Here is a 16,763-nt window from a genome sequence, read left to right as displayed (position 1 = left end):
ATAGGCCGTTGAACGGCCCGGGAGTCCGAGATGTGGCGTTGCGTAGGTGTGGTGGGTTTGTTGATGTTGATCACAGGTTGCCAGACGACCCATGAAGACTTGATCGCCAAGGGTTACCCGCCGGCATTCGCCGATGGCTTCGATGATGGCTGCAGCAGCGGCCGGCAAGCCGCCGGGGCAATCACCGGTGAGTTCCGCAAGAACGTCCCGCGCTACCTCAAGGACAAGCAGTATGCCGAAGGCTGGAGCGATGGCTTCCGCCAGTGCCAGGCCATGCGCGAAAGCGAGGACCGCGAGGACTATCGCAGCCATCATTGGGATGAGCGGGAAAAAGCCTGGCAGCAGCAAAAAGATCAGGACGCCGCCCGTGCCTATCGCTCCCAATAAGTCGCTGACAGGCATCCGTCGAAACTAAAAGCCTGCGACCATGGCCCAAACCCAATAACGGGAGAAAACCATGAGTCGTGCCTTCGTCAATGAAGATAACGCCGCCGCGCAAGCCGACCAGCCGGTCGAACGGCAGGTCAGTGATCAGCCCAATTACGTCACACCCACGGGCCTGGCCCAGTTGCAGGCGAAAGTCGCTGAACTGCAACAGTTGCACAGTGAGCAATCGGCCAAAGGTGAACAGGCAGACAAGCAGCGCCTGGCCGACCTTGAGCGGGATTTGAGGTATTTCAACCAGCGACTGCAAAGCGCTCAGGTAGTGACTACCGCCAGTTCGACCCAAAAAGTGCAGATCGGCAGCCGAGTGACGTTCGTCGATGAAAACGATGGCGAGCAAAGGGTGCAACTGGTCGGCGAGGATCAGGCCGACGCTGCGGCAGGCCTGATCAACTGGGGTTCGCCACTGGGCCGGGCGTTACTCGGGGCGCAACTCGGTGACGAGGTGCTGTGGCAACGCCCGGCCGGCGATCAGCGGATCGAGATCATCCGAATCGAGCCGGCTTAAACCACACCTTGGGCGAGCATGGCGTCGGCGACTTTGACGAAGCCGGCGATATTCGCGCCTTTGACGTAGTTGATCCGGCCGTCTTCTTCGCCGTAATGCACGCAAGCGTGGTGGATCGATTGCATGATGGCGTGGAGCTTGCTGTCCACTTCACCACCGGTCCACAGCAGGCGCATGGCGTTTTGTGACATCTCCAGTCCGCTCACCGCGACACCACCGGCGTTGGAGGCCTTGCCCGGGGCGAACAAAATACCCGCCTCGATGAACAGATCCACCGCTTCCAGGGTGGTCGGCATGTTCGCGCCTTCCGCTACACAGACACAACCGTTGCGCAACAGCGCGCGGGCGGCCTCGAGGTCGAGTTCATTCTGGGTGGCGCACGGCAACGCGATATCGCAGGCCAACTCCCACGGGCACTGGCCAGCACGGAACTCCAGGCCAAAACCGCTGGCCAACTCGCTGATCCGTCCACGCTTGACGTTCTTCAACTCCAGCAGCGCCAGCCATTGTTCCTCGGTCAAACCAGCCTCGCAGTACAAAGTGCCTTCGGAGTCCGACAGGGAGATCACTTTGCCGCCCAGGTCCATGACCTTGCGTGCTGCGTATTGGGCAACGTTGCCGGAACCGGAGATGGCGACGCGCTTGCCCTCCACGGTTTCGCCGCTGCGCTTGAGCATTTCTTCAGCGAAGTACACACAGCCAAAACCGGTGGCTTCCGGGCGAACCAGGCTGCCACCGTAGCTCGGGCCCTTGCCGGTCAGCACGCTGGTGAACTGGTTGCTCAGGCGCTTGTACTGGCCGAACAGGAAACCGATCTCCCGGGCACCGACGCCGATATCACCGGCGGGAACGTCAACGTCCGCGCCGATGTGACGATACAACTCGCTCATGAAGGCCTGGCAGAAACGCATGACTTCAGCGTCGCTTTTGCCTTTCGGGTCGAAGTCCGAACCGCCCTTGCCGCCCCCCATGGGCAACGAGGTCAGCGAGTTTTTGAAGGTCTGTTCGAATGCGAGGAACTTCAATACGCCGAGGTTCACTGAAGGATGGAAACGCAAACCGCCCTTGTAAGGGCCGATGGCGCTGTTCATCTGGATACGGAAACCGCGATTGACCCGTACCTTGCCCTGATCATCGACCCAGGACACCCGGAAAACAATCGCCCGCTCCGGCTCGCACATGCGCTCCAGAATGCCGGAGGTTAGATAGTGCGGATGGGCTTCAAGAAACGGCCAGAGGCTACGCAGGACCTCTTCCACGGCCTGATGGAATTCGGGTTGGTCAGGGTCGCGCTTTTTCAGGCGGGCAAGGAAGGATTCGACGGATTCGATCATGGAAAAGTCTCGGCAAATTTGTTGTCGTTGGAAGAGATTGGGCCGGACTTTAACAAACTGATCGCGCACCATGACAGCGCCAAATGTCGCGAATGTGAAATTAAATGGTGCATTGGATATAAATTAATCCGTTTTACCGATGTTTTTGCACCGTTACAGGGATTCGCAAGTTTAGTTTTGCACCCCCCCTGATCTACCGCTTTCGCGAGCAGGCTCGCTCCTACATTGAAATGCGATCGACTGTGGGAGCGAGACCGGCTTGCCGGCGAAGGCCGCGCCGCGGTCTATCTGAATCCCCAAAAAAAAACGGAGCCCCGAAGGCTCCGCTTTTCATGCAACCAACCCGAAATCAGGCCAGTTTCTTGTGCCGTACACGATGTGGCTGGGTAGCCGCTTCGCCCAGGCGCTTGCGACGATCGGCTTCGTACTCGGTGTAGTTGCCTTCGAAGAACACGGCTTGCGAGTCGTCTTCGTACGCCAGGATGTGCGTCGCGACTCGGTCAAGGAACCACCGATCGTGAGAGATCACAATGGCGGCGCCCGGGAAGTCCAGCAGGGCTTCTTCCAGGGAACGCAGCGTTTCAACGTCGAGGTCGTTGGACGGTTCGTCGAGCAGCAGGACGTTGCCGCCCTCTTTCAAGGTCAGCGCCAGGTGCAAGCGACCGCGCTCACCACCGGACAGGTCCTTGACGAACTTCTGCTGATCGCCGCCTTTGAAGTTGAAGCGCCCGACGTAGGTACGCGACGGGATCTCATAGTTGCCGATGCGGATCTGATCCGAACCCTCGGAGATTTGCTGGAACACAGTCTTGCTGCCGTCCAGGTCTTCGCGGCTCTGATCCACACAAGCAAGCTGCACGGTTTCGCCGACTTCGATGGTGCCCGAATCCGGTGTTTCCTTGCCCATCAGCATGCGGAACAGGGTCGACTTACCGGCGCCGTTACCGCCGATCACGCCAACGATGGCGCCTTTAGGCATAGAGAACGACAGGTTGTCGATCAACACGCGATCGCCATAGCCCTTGGAGACGTTCTTGAACTCGATGACCTTGTCGCCCAGGCGCGGACCGGCCGGGATGTAGATCTCGTTGGTTTCGCTGCGCTTCTGGAATTCCTGCGACTGCATTTCTTCGAAGCGTTGCAGACGAGCCTTGGATTTGGACTGGCGGGCCTTGGCGCCTTGGCGCACCCACTCCAGTTCTTCCTTCATGGCTTTTTCGTGGGCCGACTGCTGCTTGGATTCGGCAGCCAGACGATTGGACTTGGCTTCAAGCCAACCCGAATAGTTGCCCTCGTACGGGATACCGGCGCCGCGGTCGAGTTCGAGGATCCAGCCCGCAACGTTGTCCAGGAAGTAACGGTCGTGCGTGATCGCGACCACAGTGCCCGGGAAGTCGTGCAGGAAGTGCTCCAGCCAGGCGACGGAATCGGCGTCCAGGTGGTTGGTCGGTTCATCGAGCAGCAGCATGTCCGGCGCGGACAGCAGCAGACGGCACAGGGCCACTCGACGCTTCTCGCCACCGGACAGGAATTCGACCTTGGCATCCCACGCTGGCAGACGCAGCGCATCGGCGGCGACTTCCAGTTGGCGATCCAGGTTGTGACCGTCGCTGGCTTGCAGGATGGCTTCGAGCTTGGCCTGCTCTGCCGCGAGCTTGTCGAAGTCGGCATCTTCATCAGCGTAAGCCGCGTAGACCTCGTCCAGGCGTGCCTGGGCGTTCTTGATCACGCTGACCGCTTCCTCGACCACTTCACGCACGGTCTTGATCGGGTCCAGGATCGGTTCTTGCGGCAGGTAGCCGATGTTCAGGTCCGGCATCGGACGGGCTTCACCGTCGAACTCGGTATCGACGCCCGCCATGATTTTCAACAGCGTGGATTTACCCGAGCCGTTAAGACCGAGTACGCCAATCTTGGCGCCCGGGAAGAACGACAGCGAAATGTTTTTCAGGATTTCCCGCTTCGGCGGAACAACTTTACCCAGCCGATGCATGGTGAAGACGTATTGAGCCATGGAGAACCTTGGGTCAGTGACTGATGAATGATTGGAGCGCAGGCGATGCCCGGCCAGACTGTGCGCATTGCCGCTTGATGTGGACCAATGCGTGCGCGCTGAAAAAGTCTGAGTTTAGGAGCTGGAACGCTCCGCGTAACCGGCAAAGCTACCTGAATGACGAAAGGCAGTCCAGCCGGGCAGGACTGGCACTTTGCCACAACCCAAGACATGCCAGCCCCCCCTCCGGGCGTCCGGCTTATAGTGCGCGTCGCCGATCCCCGCATGAACACCACTTGTCTGCGACATGATGTCCTTTCATATGCCATCTAAAACCCATTGGGTTAGAATGCCCCCCTTTTCTGCCCCCGATCCTTGAGGACCGCCATGTTCAGCCGTGATTTGACTATTGCCAAGTACGACGCCGATCTCTTCGCCGCCATGGAGCAAGAAGCTCAGCGCCAGGAAGAGCACATTGAGCTGATCGCTTCGGAAAACTACACCAGCCCTGCGGTGATGGAAGCTCAAGGCTCGGTACTGACCAACAAGTACGCCGAAGGCTACCCGGGCAAGCGCTACTACGGTGGTTGCGAGTTCGTCGACGTGGTCGAGCAACTCGCGATCGACCGCGCCAAGGAACTGTTCGGCGCCGATTACGCCAACGTTCAGCCGCACGCCGGTTCCCAAGCCAACAGCGCCGTGTACCTGGCCCTGCTGCAAGCGGGCGACACCATCCTGGGCATGAGCCTGGCCCACGGCGGTCACCTGACCCACGGTGCCAGCGTTTCGTCCTCCGGCAAGCTGTACAACGCCGTGCAGTACGGTATCGATGCCAACGGCCTGATCGACTACGACGAAGTCGAGCGTCTGGCGGTCGAGCACAAGCCGAAAATGATCGTGGCCGGTTTCTCTGCCTACTCGCAGATCCTGGACTTCCCGCGCTTTCGCGCTATCGCCGACAAAGTGGGCGCTTACCTGTTCGTCGACATGGCCCACGTAGCTGGTCTGGTCGCCGCTGGTGTCTACCCGAACCCGGTTCCATTCGCTGACGTCGTGACCACCACCACCCACAAGACCCTGCGCGGTCCACGTGGCGGCCTGATCCTGGCTCGCGCCAACGCCGACATTGAGAAGAAGCTGAACTCCGCGGTATTCCCGGGCGCCCAGGGTGGCCCGCTGGAGCACGTGATCGCCGCTAAAGCGATCTGCTTCAAGGAAGCACTGCAGCCTGAGTTCAAGACCTATCAGCAACAAGTGGTGAAAAACGCCCAGACCATGGCCAGCGTGTTCATCGAGCGCGGTTTCGACGTGGTCTCCGGCGGTACTGAAAACCACCTGTTCCTGCTGTCGCTGATCAAGCAGGAAATCTCCGGTAAGGACGCCGACGCCGCGCTGGGCAAGGCGTTCATCACCGTGAACAAAAACTCCGTGCCAAACGATCCACGCTCCCCGTTCGTCACCTCCGGCCTGCGCTTCGGTACTCCGGCCGTGACCACTCGTGGCTTCAAGGAAGCAGAGTGCAAGGAACTGGCTGGCTGGATCTGCGACATCCTGGCGGACCTGAACAACGAAGCGGTGATCGACGCCGTTCGCGAGAAGGTCAAGGCCATCTGCAAGAAGCTGCCGGTGTACGGCGCTTAATCAGTCCGCTAAACCGCAAGCAATGAAAAAACCGGCCAGAGATGGCCGGTTTTTTTTTCGTCTGAAATTCCTCACTTTCGATATGACGGCTGGACGCGATCTTGGTAGGAGCTGCCGCAGGCTGCGATCTTTTGATCTTGATCTGCATCGGTTTCCTGGGCGCCAAAATCAAGGTCAAAAGATCGCAGCCTTCGGCAGCTCCTACACGACTTTGGCAACCGGTCAGACCGGTCATGCCGATTTTTCTTTTTCCGCTTGTAATACCGAAAAAAACCAGCCTACACTGCGCCTGCACTGGACATACCGGTAAGACCACAATAATTAAGTCCTGAATCTGATGCGCTTGAGCGCACGGCAGCCAGGACACCGATCAGGACTCCTCCCATGCTCAGATGGTGCTCGCGCTCAATCTTCCTCCAAGTGGTTCTCGGACTGGTGCTCGGCATCGTCTGCGGACTGACCCTTCCTGAATACTCCGCCCAGCTCAAACCGCTCGGCGATGGCTTCATCAAACTGATCAAGATGCTCATCGGTCTGATCGTGTTTTGCGTGGTGGTCAGCGGCATCAGCGGTGCCGGCGACCTGAAGAAGGTCGGACGCATCGGCCTGAAATCAGTGATCTACTTTGAAGTCCTGACCACCATCGCTCTGGTGATCGGCCTGGTCTTCGCCTTCAGCACCGGCATCGGCAGCGGCGCGAACATTCATCTGGATCAGCTTTCCGCTGCCGACATGGGTGACATCGCCCAGCGCGGCCAGCACATGCACACCACCACGCAGTTCCTGATGGACCTGATCCCGACCTCGGTGATCGGCGCCTTTGCCGACAACAACATTTTGCAGGTCCTGCTGTTTTCCGTGTTGTTCGGCAGCGCGCTGAACCTGGTGGGTGAAGCGGCTTCCGGTATTTCCCGGCTGATCAATGAGCTGAGCCACGTAATTTTCCGCATCATGGGCATGATTGTGCGCCTGGCGCCGATCGGTGTTTTCGGTGCGATTGCCTTCACTACCAGCAAATATGGCCTGGACTCGCTGCAACACCTGGGCAGTCTGGTCGGCCTGTTTTACCTGACCTGCGTGGCGTTCGTGTCGTTGATTCTAGGGCTGGTGATGCGCCTGTCCGGCCTGCGGATGTGGCCATTGCTCAAGTACCTGCGCGAAGAACTGCTGATCGTAATGGGGACCGCCTCTTCCGACGCCGTGCTGCCACAAATCATGCGCAAGCTGGAGCATCTGGGCATCGGCAGTTCGACAGTCGGCCTGGTGATTCCTACGGGTTACTCGTTCAACCTGGACGGTTTCTCGATCTATCTGACCCTGGCTATCGTGTTCATCGCCAACGCCACCGGCACGCCGCTGGCCATGACCGATCTGTTGACGATTCTGCTGGTGTCGCTGATCACCTCCAAAGGTGCCCATGGCATTCCCGGCTCGGCGCTGGTGATTCTCGCGGCGACCCTGACGGCGATCCCGGCGATCCCGGTGGTAGGCCTGGTGCTGGTGCTGGCGGTGGACTGGTTCATGGGCATCGGCCGGGCGCTGACCAACCTGATCGGCAACTGCGTCGCCACGGTGGCCATCGCGCGCTGGGAAAAAGACATCGATATCGAACGGGCGAACAAAGTACTTTCCGGTCAGCTGGGTTATACCTTCCAGCCGAGAAAACCTGTCGGCCCGGCACATCAGCAGGAATTTTGAATAATCGCCGTGCCTGCCCGCGGGCAGGTACGGCCATCTACCGTTTTGGATGCTCATGGAGCGAACAGTGATCACCTCGTCGACCGTTGTGAATTCAGTCGTAGAAAAACTTCGGGCCGCTCTGGCCCGTGGTCAGTGGCGCTCCGGTGAAATGCTGCCGGGGCAACGGGAACTGGCCGAACAACTGGGCATCAGCCGCCCGAGCCTGCGTGAAGCAGTGACCGTGCTGGAGACCCTCGGACTGGTGCGCTCCATGCCTGGCAAAGGCGTGGTAGTGCTGGAGGCCAATCTGAGTGACAGCCAGAGTCACGACAGCGCGGTGGCCGGGGCGAGCCTGGAAGACGTGCTGCAACTGCGTTATACCCTCGAGCCGTTCATTGTCGGCCTGGTGGCACAGTCCATCAGCAGCAAGGAGATCGGGCAACTGCGCCTGACACTCATGGATATGCGCGAAGCCCTGGAGGCCAATGACAGCGAAGCCGGGGTGAACGCCTACATCGCGTTCCACGAAGAGCTGTTCACCCTGACCTCGAACCCGATCTTCCAGAGTGTGGTGCAGCAGACCAGTAATGCCCTCAAGCAAAGCGCCGAAGTGCTGCGCAATTCTCCGGAGCATCTGGCGGAACGGCTCGAAGAAAACGAAGCCGTGGTGCGGGCCATCCGCAGCAAAAACAGCGCTCAGGCCAGTGCCGAAATGCGTCGGCACATCCTTCGCGAAGGCCAGCGGATGGGCATCGAATTGAACATCCCGGACGATAATCTCGTCAGTTGACCCACTCTTCGAACTGGAGACAGGCCATGAATAGCTTCGCTTCACCGCGACACAACCGGGACATACTCACGGCCGTGCCCTTCTCCCGCGCTCAGTGCGAGAAACCCTCGGTGGATGATGTTTACCCGCGAGTCTTTGATGCCATTCTCGAGCAGCGCATCGCCCCCGCCAGTCGGTTCACCGAAGAAAGCCTGGGGCAAATGTTCGGTATCAGCCGCAGCATCATGCGTGGCGTGCTGGAGAAGCTGTCCCATCAGCAGGTCATCATCCTGCGCACCCATCACCGGCCACGTGTCGCCGCACCGGATGCCGAACAAACCCGGCAGACGCTGCACGCCCGACGGCTAACCGAGACCACCTTGGTACAGCTTGCCTGCCAGCAGCCTCAAGTAAAGGATGTGCAACGCCTGCGCGAACTGGTCAAGCGCCAACGCCAGTGCCTGGAGCGCGACCAGCGTGGCCCGGCGATTCGGTTGGCTGGGGAATTTCATCTGGCATTGGCCGATATGGCGGGGAATGCACCCTTGGCGCATTTTCTTGGCAGCCTGGTGCCGCTGACTTCGTTGGCGATTGCGCAGTTTGATGCTCAGGTGGAGGAATATTGCGGATGGCAGGTGCACGAAGGGATAGTGGATGCGGTTGATTGTGGCGATGCAGCGATGGCGGTGACATTGCTGAACCGTTATCTGGATCATCTGGAGGCTGTATTTCTCAACTCACAACCGATACCCAGCCGGAATCGTGTTGCCGGTTAAATCGCCTTCGCGAGCAAGCCCGCTCCCACATTTGATCTGCGTCGCCCCGGATAGAGTGCGCAACACCGATCAAATGTGGGAGCGGGCTTGCTCGCGAAAGCGGCCTAAAGCTCGCTGAAAATCTTTAGCCTACTCAGCAGCCACCCGGGCAAACCCCTCACGAATCTTCTCTTCCGGCAAATCATCGGCAATAAACACGATCACACTCTCGCGCACTTCATCGTCCGCCCACTCGGTATCCCAATCGAACCCGTACAACTTCAGGACACCCTGAAACACCATGCGCCGCGGCTCGCCAACGATGTTCAACACACCCTTGTAGCGCAGCAATTGCTTGCCATGCTCTTCCAGCAATTCGTTCATGAACTCGCTGAGCCTGTCGATATCCAGCGGCTTGTCGGTACGTAGCACCAGGCTGGAAATGCGGTCGATGGAAGGCGCCTTGCTGACGGGCCGCAAACTCACGCCGCCTCCGAGGTCGGCGTTGAGATTGAAACCGCGTACATCGAGCAATTCGGCCAGGTCGATCTTGCCGTGGTCGACCACGCGGATTGGCGCGCGACGGTTGATCCGGGTCAGGCGCTCACTCAATGCAGTAAAGGTCGCCTCGTCCACCAGATCGCGCTTGCTCACCAGCAGGCGGTCGGCAAAACCGATTTGGGCCTGGGCGATGGTCTGGGTCAGGTGTGTGTCGGCGTGCGCCGCGTCCACCAGGGTGATGATGCCGTCGAGGATGTAACGCTCGCGCAACTCTTCGTCAATGAAGAAGGTTTGCGCCACCGGTGCCGGATCGGCCAGGCCGGTGCATTCGATCACCAGGCGGTCGAAGGCGATTTCGCCGCTGTCGAGGCGTTCCAGCAGCAGGTACAGCGCTTTGGTCAGGTCGGTATGGATGGTGCAGCAGACGCAGCCGTTGGACAACGTCATCACTTGCACCGGTTCATCGCCCAATAGTTGGGTGTCGATGCCGGCGTCGCTGAATTCGTTTTCGATCACGGCGATTTTCAGGCCGTGCCCGGCTTTGAGCAGGTGGCGCAACAGCGTGGTTTTCCCCGCGCCGAGGAAGCCGCTGAGGATTGTGACCGGGATGGGAGAGGACAACTGGAGTCTCCTGTTTCGCAAAATTAGAAAGCAACACAACAACAAATGTGGGAGCGAGCCTGCTCGCGAAAGCGGTGTGTCAGTCAACATCAGTGTCGACTGACAGATTGCCTTCGCGAGCAGGCTCGCTCCCACAGAGGTATTGCGTCAACCTGACGTCAGGTCAACAGCACTTGGGCCCACCCTTGCCACCGTAACGCGCTTCCTGACGTTCGCGGAAGAACATCTCGTAGCTCATCACCGGTTTGTCCGGGTGTTTGTTTTGCATATGCTCGACGTAGTTGTCGTAGTCGGGCATGCCGACCATCAGGCGCGCGGCCTGACCGAGGTATTTACCCAGGCGACTCAGGTCATTGAACATGTTTGCAATCCTCGATCAAGCATCCGGCAGGGCCTGGAACGGTGCTTCTTTATCCGTACGTTCCTTGGTACCCCAGGCGGCAATGCCGACCTTGAGTGCATAGAACAGGATGCTGAAGACCACGAACAGGAACAGCGCCGTCAGCGTGGCGTTGGTGTAGGCGTTGAAGATCACGTGCTGCATCTGGGTGATGTCCTTGGCCGGGGCGAGGATCTGGCCATTGGCCAGGGCATCGCTGTATTTCTTCGCCAGCGACAGGAAACCGATCGCCGGGTTGGCGTCGAACAGCTTGATGAAGCCGGCGGTGGTGGTACAGATCAGCAGCCATACCGCGGGCAGCATGGTGACCCAGACGTAGCGTTGGCGTTTCATTTTGATCAGCACCACGGTCGCCAGCATCAATGCGATCCCGGCCAGCATCTGGTTGGAGATACCGAACAGCGGCCACAAGGTGTTGATGCCACCCAGCGGATCGATCACGCCCTGATACAGCAACCAGCCCCACATGGTTACGCAACCGGCGGTGGCGATCAGGTTGGCGGTCCAGGACTCGGTGCGTTTCAGCGCCGGCACGAAGGAGCCGAGCAAATCCTGGAGCATGAAGCGTCCGGCACGGGTACCGGCGTCCACCGCGGTGAGGATGAACAGCGCTTCGAACAGGATCGCGAAGTGGTACCAGAACGCCATGGTGTTTTCACCCGGCAGGACACTGTGCAGGATCTGCGCGATACCGACCGCCAGGGTCGGCGCACCACCGGCACGGGCCAGGATGGTGGTCTCACCAATGTCCTTGGCCACCGCTTGCAGCGCTTCCGGCGTAATCGCAAAGCCCCAGCTGCTGACCATCTGCGCCACAGACACCACGTCACTACCGACAATCGCCGCCGGGCTGTTCATGGCAAAGTACACACCCGGCTCGATCACCGAAGCGGCAACCATCGCCATGATGGCCACGAAGGACTCCATCAACATGCCGCCATAACCGATGTAGCGGGCATGACTTTCATTGGCCAATAGTTTCGGCGTGGTGCCCGAAGCAATCAGCGCATGGAAACCCGAGACCGCACCACAGGCGATGGTGATGAACAGGAACGGGAACAGACCGCCCTTCCACACAGGTCCCGTGCCGTCGATGAACTGGGTCAATGCCGGCATTTTCAAATCGGGCATGGTGATCAGAATGCCGATCGCCAGGGCGACGATGGTGCCGATTTTCAAGAAGGTGGACAGGTAGTCACGTGGGGCCAGAATCAGCCACACCGGCAATACCGCAGCAACGAAACCGTAGCCGATCAGCATCCAGGTGATCTGCACACCCGTGAAGCTGAACGCCTTGGCCCAGACCGGGTCGGCAGCAATCTGCCCACCGAGCCAGATCGAACCCAGCAGCAACAGCACGCCGATCACCGAGATTTCACCGATGCGGCCCGGACGGATGTAGCGCATGTAGATGCCCATGAACATCGCGATCGGGATGGTCGCCATCACTGTGAAAATGCCCCACGGACTTTCGGCCAGGGCCTTGACCACGATCAGCGCCAGCACCGCGAGAATGATGATCATGATCAGGAAGCAGCCAAACAGCGCGATGGTGCCGGGGATACGGCCCATTTCTTCGCGGACCATGTCACCCAGGGAGCGGCCGTTACGCCGGGTCGACAGGAACAGGACCATGAAGTCCTGCACCGCGCCAGCCAGCACCACGCCGGCAATCAGCCACAGCGTACCGGGCAGGTAGCCCATCTGTGCCGCCAGGACCGGTCCCACCAGCGGTCCCGCACCGGCAATGGCGGCGAAGTGGTGACCGAAAAGGATGTGTTTGTTGGTCGGCACGTAGTCCAGGCCGTCATTGTTGATCACGGCGGGGGTGGCCCGTCGCGGATCGAGTTGCATCACATTGTTAGCGATGAACAGACTGTAGTAACGGTACGCAACCAGATAAATGGCCACGGCGGCGACCACGATCCACAAGGCGTTGATCGCCTCGCCTCGGCGCAATGCCACGACGCCAAGCGCGCACGCGCCCACGATTGCCAGCAGCAGCCAGGGTATGTGGCGTAGCAGGCTATTATTATTTTTCATTTTATGATTCCAGCCAGGGTGGACAAGAAAGACAGCCATCCCGAGTTTAGCTCGCCTGACAACAAAGGCCATACCCCGATAGTGGTCTGGACGCCTGCCTGGCTCGCAGGCTTTGCCGTGACAGGTCTATAGTCAGCGAACATCTCGAGGATTGCGCCATGAGCGAGCACCCTGCCGATCGCCGCCGCTTCAAACGTATTGCCTTCGATGCCCGAACCGAACTGGGTCAGGGGGAGTTTATCTGGCCGGTGAAGCTGATCGACTTGTCCCTCAAGGGGGTGCTGATCGAGCGTCCCGAGACGTGGCTGGGGGATCGGGAGCAGGATTTTTTCGTCGACATTCATCTGAGCGATGAAATCGACATCAAGATGGATGTGCAGCTGACCCACGAAGATCACGGCCAGCTTGGATTTGTCTGCAAACACATCAGCCTGGAATCAATAGAGCGTCTTCGGCGCTTGATCGAACTCAACCTGGGCAATCCGCAGGAGCTGGAGCGGGAATTGGGCGCACTCATCGAGATTTGATGACCCTGCACTTCCCAATGTGGGAGCGAGCCTGCTCGCGAAGAGGGCATCACATTCAACATTCATGCTGCCTGTAACATCGTCTTCGCGAGCAGGCTCGCTCCCACAGGACCGTGTTCTACCGGGATTTTATTCAAACAACGCGTCGAGGGCCTGTTCCAGGCGAGTGACGGCAATAATCTGCAACCCCGGCGGTGCCTCCTTCGGCGCATTGCCCTTGGGCACGATGGCACGCTTGAAGCCGTGCTTGGCGGCTTCTTTCAAGCGCTCCTGGCCGCTCGGCACCGGACGCACTTCGCCCGATAGACCCACCTCACCGAACACCAGCAAATCATGCGGCAGTGGCCGATTGCGCAAACTGGACATGACCGCCGCCATCAGCGCCAGGTCGGAGGCCGTTTCCAGCACCTTCACCCCACCGACCACATTGAGGAACACGTCCTGATCGTGGGTCGGAATGCCGCCGTGACGGTGCAGCACTGCCAGCAACATCGCCAGGCGATTCTGATCCAGCCCCAGCGTTACCCGACGCGGGTTAGCCAGGTGGCTGTCATCCACCAGGGCCTGGACTTCCACCAGCATCGGCCGGGTCCCTTCCCAGGTCGCCATGACCACGCTGCCAGGCACTTCTTCCTGCGCACGGGTGAGGAAAATCGCCGACGGGTTGGACACTTCTTTCAAGCCCTTGTCGGTCATGCCGAACACCCCCAGCTCGTTGACCGCGCCGAACCGGTTCTTCACTGCCCGCAGCAGACGCAAGCGCCCATCGGACTCGCCTTCGAAATACAACACAGTGTCGACCATATGCTCCAGCACCCGCGGCCCGGCCAATGCGCCTTCCTTGGTCACGTGGCCGACCAGGAAAATCGCCGTACCGCTCTGCTTGGCATAGCGCACCAGCAACGCTGCGCTTTCGCGAACCTGGGAGACACCACCCGGCGCCGATTGCAGTTGTTCAGTGAAAATCGTCTGGATCGAATCGATCACCATGACCTTGGGCTTTTCCTGCCGGGCCGTGGCGATGATGGTTTCGATGCAGGTTTCGGTCATGACCCGCAATTGATCCTGAGGCAGGCCCAGACGTCGGGCGCGCATGGCCACTTGTTGCTGGGATTCTTCGCCTGTGACGTACAGGGCGGGCATGCTCTTGGCGAGATTGCACAAGGTCTGCAACAGAATGGTCGATTTGCCGATACCGGGGTCGCCGCCGATCAATACCACCGAACCGTCCACCAGGCCCCCGCCCAGGACGCGATCAAGTTCGCCGGAAGCGGTGGAGAAGCGCGGGATTTCTTCGACGCTGACTTCGGCCAGGGTCCTGATCTGCGCCTGCTGACCCGTCCAGCCGGTGCGACCGCTGGGAGCTGCGGCGCCGCCGCTCTCGACCATGGTTTCCGTCAGGGTGTTCCAGGCACCGCACTCACCGCACTGGCCGGCCCACTTGGGAAAGGTTGAGCCACACTCGGTGCAGCCGTACATGCGCTTGGCCTTGGCCATCTGAACTCCCGGCAAAAACCGCGATGATAGCTCAGCTGGACTGAATCAGCGCGACGCAGTTACCCAACGGATCGGCTACAGCAAGTTGAAGGCATCCAAGTACATGCACCTATTACAACTCAGAAAAACTTATACAGCGTCACACTTACGCTCATACCAACAGCAGGTTTTATCCATAAAACACCAATCAAACTTATACAAACCCTTATTCCCTGACGTCTGAACGTACAATGCCACCACAACAAGTCGAATGGATAAACGTTACTCGGCATATGACTAACCTTGACCTCGCCCCGTGAATATTTCGAGGAGCCTTTATCTAAACCCTGCGAACCAGTGAAACATCTCTGCACTTACCCTGACATAATCAGGTACCGCCTGTTTTATCCGATTCAAGCGCTCCACTGCGACCAGTCGAACCATTGAGCGACGGAAAAAATGACCGAATGGGATAGCGAAATCCACCTGGGAAGGTCCGCCCCACAGGTTCAGCTCGCTCACAAATGATGGCGTTTTGTAAACTTTTTACCGATGTTCCGGTCGATAGCAAGCGAGCACTGTAAGCAGGTGTTTCGAGCAAGAAGCATTTTGCTGAATTACACTGCTGGCACCTACCTCATCTGTAACAAGGACATAACCCATGGGCGTGATCAATGAGTTCAAGGCCTTCGCGGTCAAAGGCAATGTGGTCGACATGGCCGTCGGTATCATCATCGGCGCCGCCTTCGGCAAGATCGTTTCGTCGTTCGTCGGCGACGTGATCATGCCGCCCATTGGCCTGATGATCGGTGGGGTGGATTTCAGCGACCTGGCCATCACGCTCAAGGCCGCCAATGGGGACGTCCCGGCGGTGGTGCTGGCGTATGGTAAATTCATCCAGAGCATGATCGACTTCATCATCGTCGCCTTCGCGATCTTCATGGGCGTCAAAGCCATCAACCGCCTGAAGCGCGAAGAAGCCGTTGCGCCAACCCTGCCGCCGGTCCCCACCAAGGAAGAAGAGCTGCTGAGCGAGATCCGCGACCTGCTGAAGACCCAGAACGATCGGCCTTCTTGATGTGTGCAGGCAACAATGGCGCCTTCGGGAGCCGTTTTTTTACCAGTAGTTTTCCACCGCCACGTGCCCGGGTCGCCGGTTGAGACTCAAGTGCATGTGACGCTGTTTAAGCAGTTTTCGCGTGTCATCGATCATCTGCGGGTTGCCGCAGAGCATGACCCGCGAATGCTCTGGCGTCAGCGCCACACCGGCCGCTTGCTCCAGCTCACCTTTTTCAATCAGCGTGGTGATCCGGCCACTCAGGGCCCCAGGATACTGCTCGCGAGTGACAGTGGTGATGAACTGCAACTTGTGTGCGTGCTCCGCTAAATAGTCACGCTGCGCCAGGCCCGCAATCAGCTCCTGATAAGCCAGTTCCCGGGCTTCGCGCACGCTGTAGACCAGGATGATTCGATCGAATTTTTCCCAGACCTCGAAGTCCTGCAGAATCGACAGGAACGGTGCCAACCCGGTGCCTGTCGACAACAACCAGAGGTCACGCCCGTCGATAAAGCGATCCAGTGTCAGGTAGCCAAAGGCCTGACGGTCGACCAGCAACGTATCGCCGACTTCCAGCCGGCTCAGTTCACTGGTGAATTCCCCCCCCGGTACCACGATTGAGAAGAACTCGAGGAATTCGTCATAGGGTGACGAAACCATGGAGTAAGCGCGCCATACCGTGCTGCCGTCAGCCTTGGTCACGCCTAACCGGGCAAATTGCCCCGCTCGAAAGCGAAACCCCGGATCCCTGGTGGTCCGCAGGGTAAACAGGTTCGGGGTCAATGGCTGAACGTCGAGCAAGGTCTGGCGCGTGAATTTTTCTACACTGGCGGTCATGGGTCGCTCCATACAACTGATAGCGTCCAGTGTCCCGCAAAGCAAGGCAATTAAACACCGACGATTTGTAGTGCCTTTATCCAGGATAAGCGACTACATCGAATTCACATTTTTTTCACAACTACCTGCATTCACTCAGTAACAGGCAAATCATATTAAACGCGACATTCAAACTCC

At 58.9% G+C, this 16,763-nt stretch carries 16 protein-coding genes; 8 read left to right on the top strand and 8 right to left on the bottom strand.

Going from position 1 to position 16,763, the window contains the following annotated elements:
* Window positions 1–30 precede the first annotated feature (30 nt).
* Together ACA067_RS03415 and ACA067_RS03410 are read left to right on the top strand one after the other, a co-directional pair.
* Window positions 31–387 carry a hypothetical protein gene (locus ACA067_RS03415; RefSeq protein WP_497460613.1) on the top strand — a complete coding sequence of 119 codons (357 nt, stop codon included), beginning with the start codon at window positions 31–33 and terminating at the stop codon, window positions 385–387.
* A gap of 70 nt (window positions 388–457) precedes the next feature.
* Window positions 458–952, top strand: a complete 495-nt coding sequence (locus ACA067_RS03410) for a GreA/GreB family elongation factor (RefSeq protein ID WP_497460612.1) — start codon at window positions 458–460, stop codon at window positions 950–952.
* Here the strand turns inward: ACA067_RS03410 and gdhA are convergent.
* Window positions 949–2,286: an NADP-specific glutamate dehydrogenase gene (gene gdhA, locus ACA067_RS03405; RefSeq protein WP_497460611.1), complete on the bottom strand. Its 1,338-nt coding sequence runs from the start codon at window positions 2,284–2,286 to the stop codon at window positions 949–951. The two genes, ACA067_RS03410 and gdhA, sit on opposite strands and share 4 nt — an antisense overlap.
* A 349-nt stretch (window positions 2,287–2,635) precedes the next feature.
* The gene (gene ettA, locus ACA067_RS03400) at window positions 2,636–4,300 is read right to left on the bottom strand and encodes an energy-dependent translational throttle protein EttA (RefSeq protein ID WP_497460610.1); all 1,665 of its coding nucleotides are present in this window, start codon (window positions 4,298–4,300) and stop codon (window positions 2,636–2,638) included.
* 366 nt (window positions 4,301–4,666) lie between these two features.
* Here ettA and glyA point away from each other — a divergent pair, with 366 nt between their 5' ends.
* On the top strand, window positions 4,667–5,920 hold the full coding sequence (gene glyA, locus ACA067_RS03395) for a serine hydroxymethyltransferase (RefSeq protein ID WP_497460609.1): 1,254 nt from the start codon (window positions 4,667–4,669) through the stop codon (window positions 5,918–5,920).
* On the opposite strand, the gene ACA067_RS03390 is transcribed toward glyA, so the two are convergent.
* A complete protein-coding gene (locus ACA067_RS03390) occupies window positions 5,880–6,287 on the bottom strand; it encodes a hypothetical protein (RefSeq protein ID WP_497460608.1) in 408 nt (135 codons plus the stop codon). The genes glyA and ACA067_RS03390 overlap by 41 nt on opposite strands.
* A gap of 2 nt (window positions 6,288–6,289) precedes the next feature.
* Between ACA067_RS03390 and ACA067_RS03385 the strand changes: the two genes are divergently transcribed.
* From ACA067_RS03385 to ACA067_RS03375, 3 genes are all read left to right on the top strand, one after another.
* Window positions 6,290–7,618, top strand: a complete 1,329-nt coding sequence (locus tag ACA067_RS03385) for a C4-dicarboxylate transporter DctA (RefSeq protein WP_497462721.1) — start codon at window positions 6,290–6,292, stop codon at window positions 7,616–7,618.
* Between the two features lie 67 nt (window positions 7,619–7,685).
* Window positions 7,686–8,390 carry a FadR/GntR family transcriptional regulator gene (locus ACA067_RS03380; RefSeq protein ID WP_338921726.1) on the top strand — a complete coding sequence of 235 codons (705 nt, stop codon included), beginning with the start codon at window positions 7,686–7,688 and terminating at the stop codon, window positions 8,388–8,390.
* Between the two features lie 26 nt (window positions 8,391–8,416).
* On the top strand, window positions 8,417–9,145 hold the full coding sequence (locus tag ACA067_RS03375) for a GntR family transcriptional regulator (RefSeq protein ID WP_497460607.1): 729 nt from the start codon (window positions 8,417–8,419) through the stop codon (window positions 9,143–9,145).
* Window positions 9,146–9,274: 129 nt separating this feature from the next.
* On the opposite strand, the gene yjiA is transcribed toward ACA067_RS03375, so the two are convergent.
* From yjiA to ACA067_RS03360, 3 genes are all read right to left on the bottom strand, one after another.
* The gene (yjiA, locus tag ACA067_RS03370; protein WP_497460606.1) at window positions 9,275–10,246 is read right to left on the bottom strand and encodes a GTPase; all 972 of its coding nucleotides are present in this window, start codon (window positions 10,244–10,246) and stop codon (window positions 9,275–9,277) included.
* Window positions 10,247–10,409: 163 nt separating this feature from the next.
* The gene (locus tag ACA067_RS03365) at window positions 10,410–10,607 is read right to left on the bottom strand and encodes a YbdD/YjiX family protein (RefSeq protein ID WP_054616680.1); all 198 of its coding nucleotides are present in this window, start codon (window positions 10,605–10,607) and stop codon (window positions 10,410–10,412) included.
* Between the two features lie 15 nt (window positions 10,608–10,622).
* Window positions 10,623–12,689, bottom strand: a complete 2,067-nt coding sequence (locus ACA067_RS03360) for a carbon starvation CstA family protein (protein WP_497460605.1) — start codon at window positions 12,687–12,689, stop codon at window positions 10,623–10,625.
* 158 nt (window positions 12,690–12,847) lie between these two features.
* Between ACA067_RS03360 and ACA067_RS03355 the strand changes: the two genes are divergently transcribed.
* Window positions 12,848–13,216 carry a PilZ domain-containing protein gene (locus tag ACA067_RS03355; RefSeq protein ID WP_497460604.1) on the top strand — a complete coding sequence of 123 codons (369 nt, stop codon included), beginning with the start codon at window positions 12,848–12,850 and terminating at the stop codon, window positions 13,214–13,216.
* 129 nt (window positions 13,217–13,345) lie between these two features.
* On the opposite strand, the gene radA is transcribed toward ACA067_RS03355, so the two are convergent.
* Window positions 13,346–14,713, bottom strand: a complete 1,368-nt coding sequence (gene radA, locus ACA067_RS03350; RefSeq protein ID WP_064675792.1) for a DNA repair protein RadA — start codon at window positions 14,711–14,713, stop codon at window positions 13,346–13,348.
* 640 nt (window positions 14,714–15,353) lie between these two features.
* On the opposite strand from radA, the gene mscL reads away from it, so the two are divergent.
* Window positions 15,354–15,770: a large-conductance mechanosensitive channel protein MscL gene (gene mscL, locus ACA067_RS03345; RefSeq protein ID WP_497460603.1), complete on the top strand. Its 417-nt coding sequence runs from the start codon at window positions 15,354–15,356 to the stop codon at window positions 15,768–15,770.
* 39 nt (window positions 15,771–15,809) lie between these two features.
* Here mscL and ACA067_RS03340 read toward each other — a convergent pair whose 3' ends face one another.
* Window positions 15,810–16,586, bottom strand: coding sequence for a ferredoxin--NADP reductase (locus ACA067_RS03340; protein ID WP_497460602.1), 777 nt, complete (start codon window positions 16,584–16,586; stop codon window positions 15,810–15,812).
* Between the last annotated feature and the right edge of the window lie 177 nt (window positions 16,587–16,763).

The sequence above is a fragment of the Pseudomonas sp. LBUM1674 genome (genome assembly GCF_059695635.1).
The sequence above is the reverse complement of the archived record's forward strand: the minus strand, read 5'-3'. Positions and strand labels throughout refer to the sequence as shown.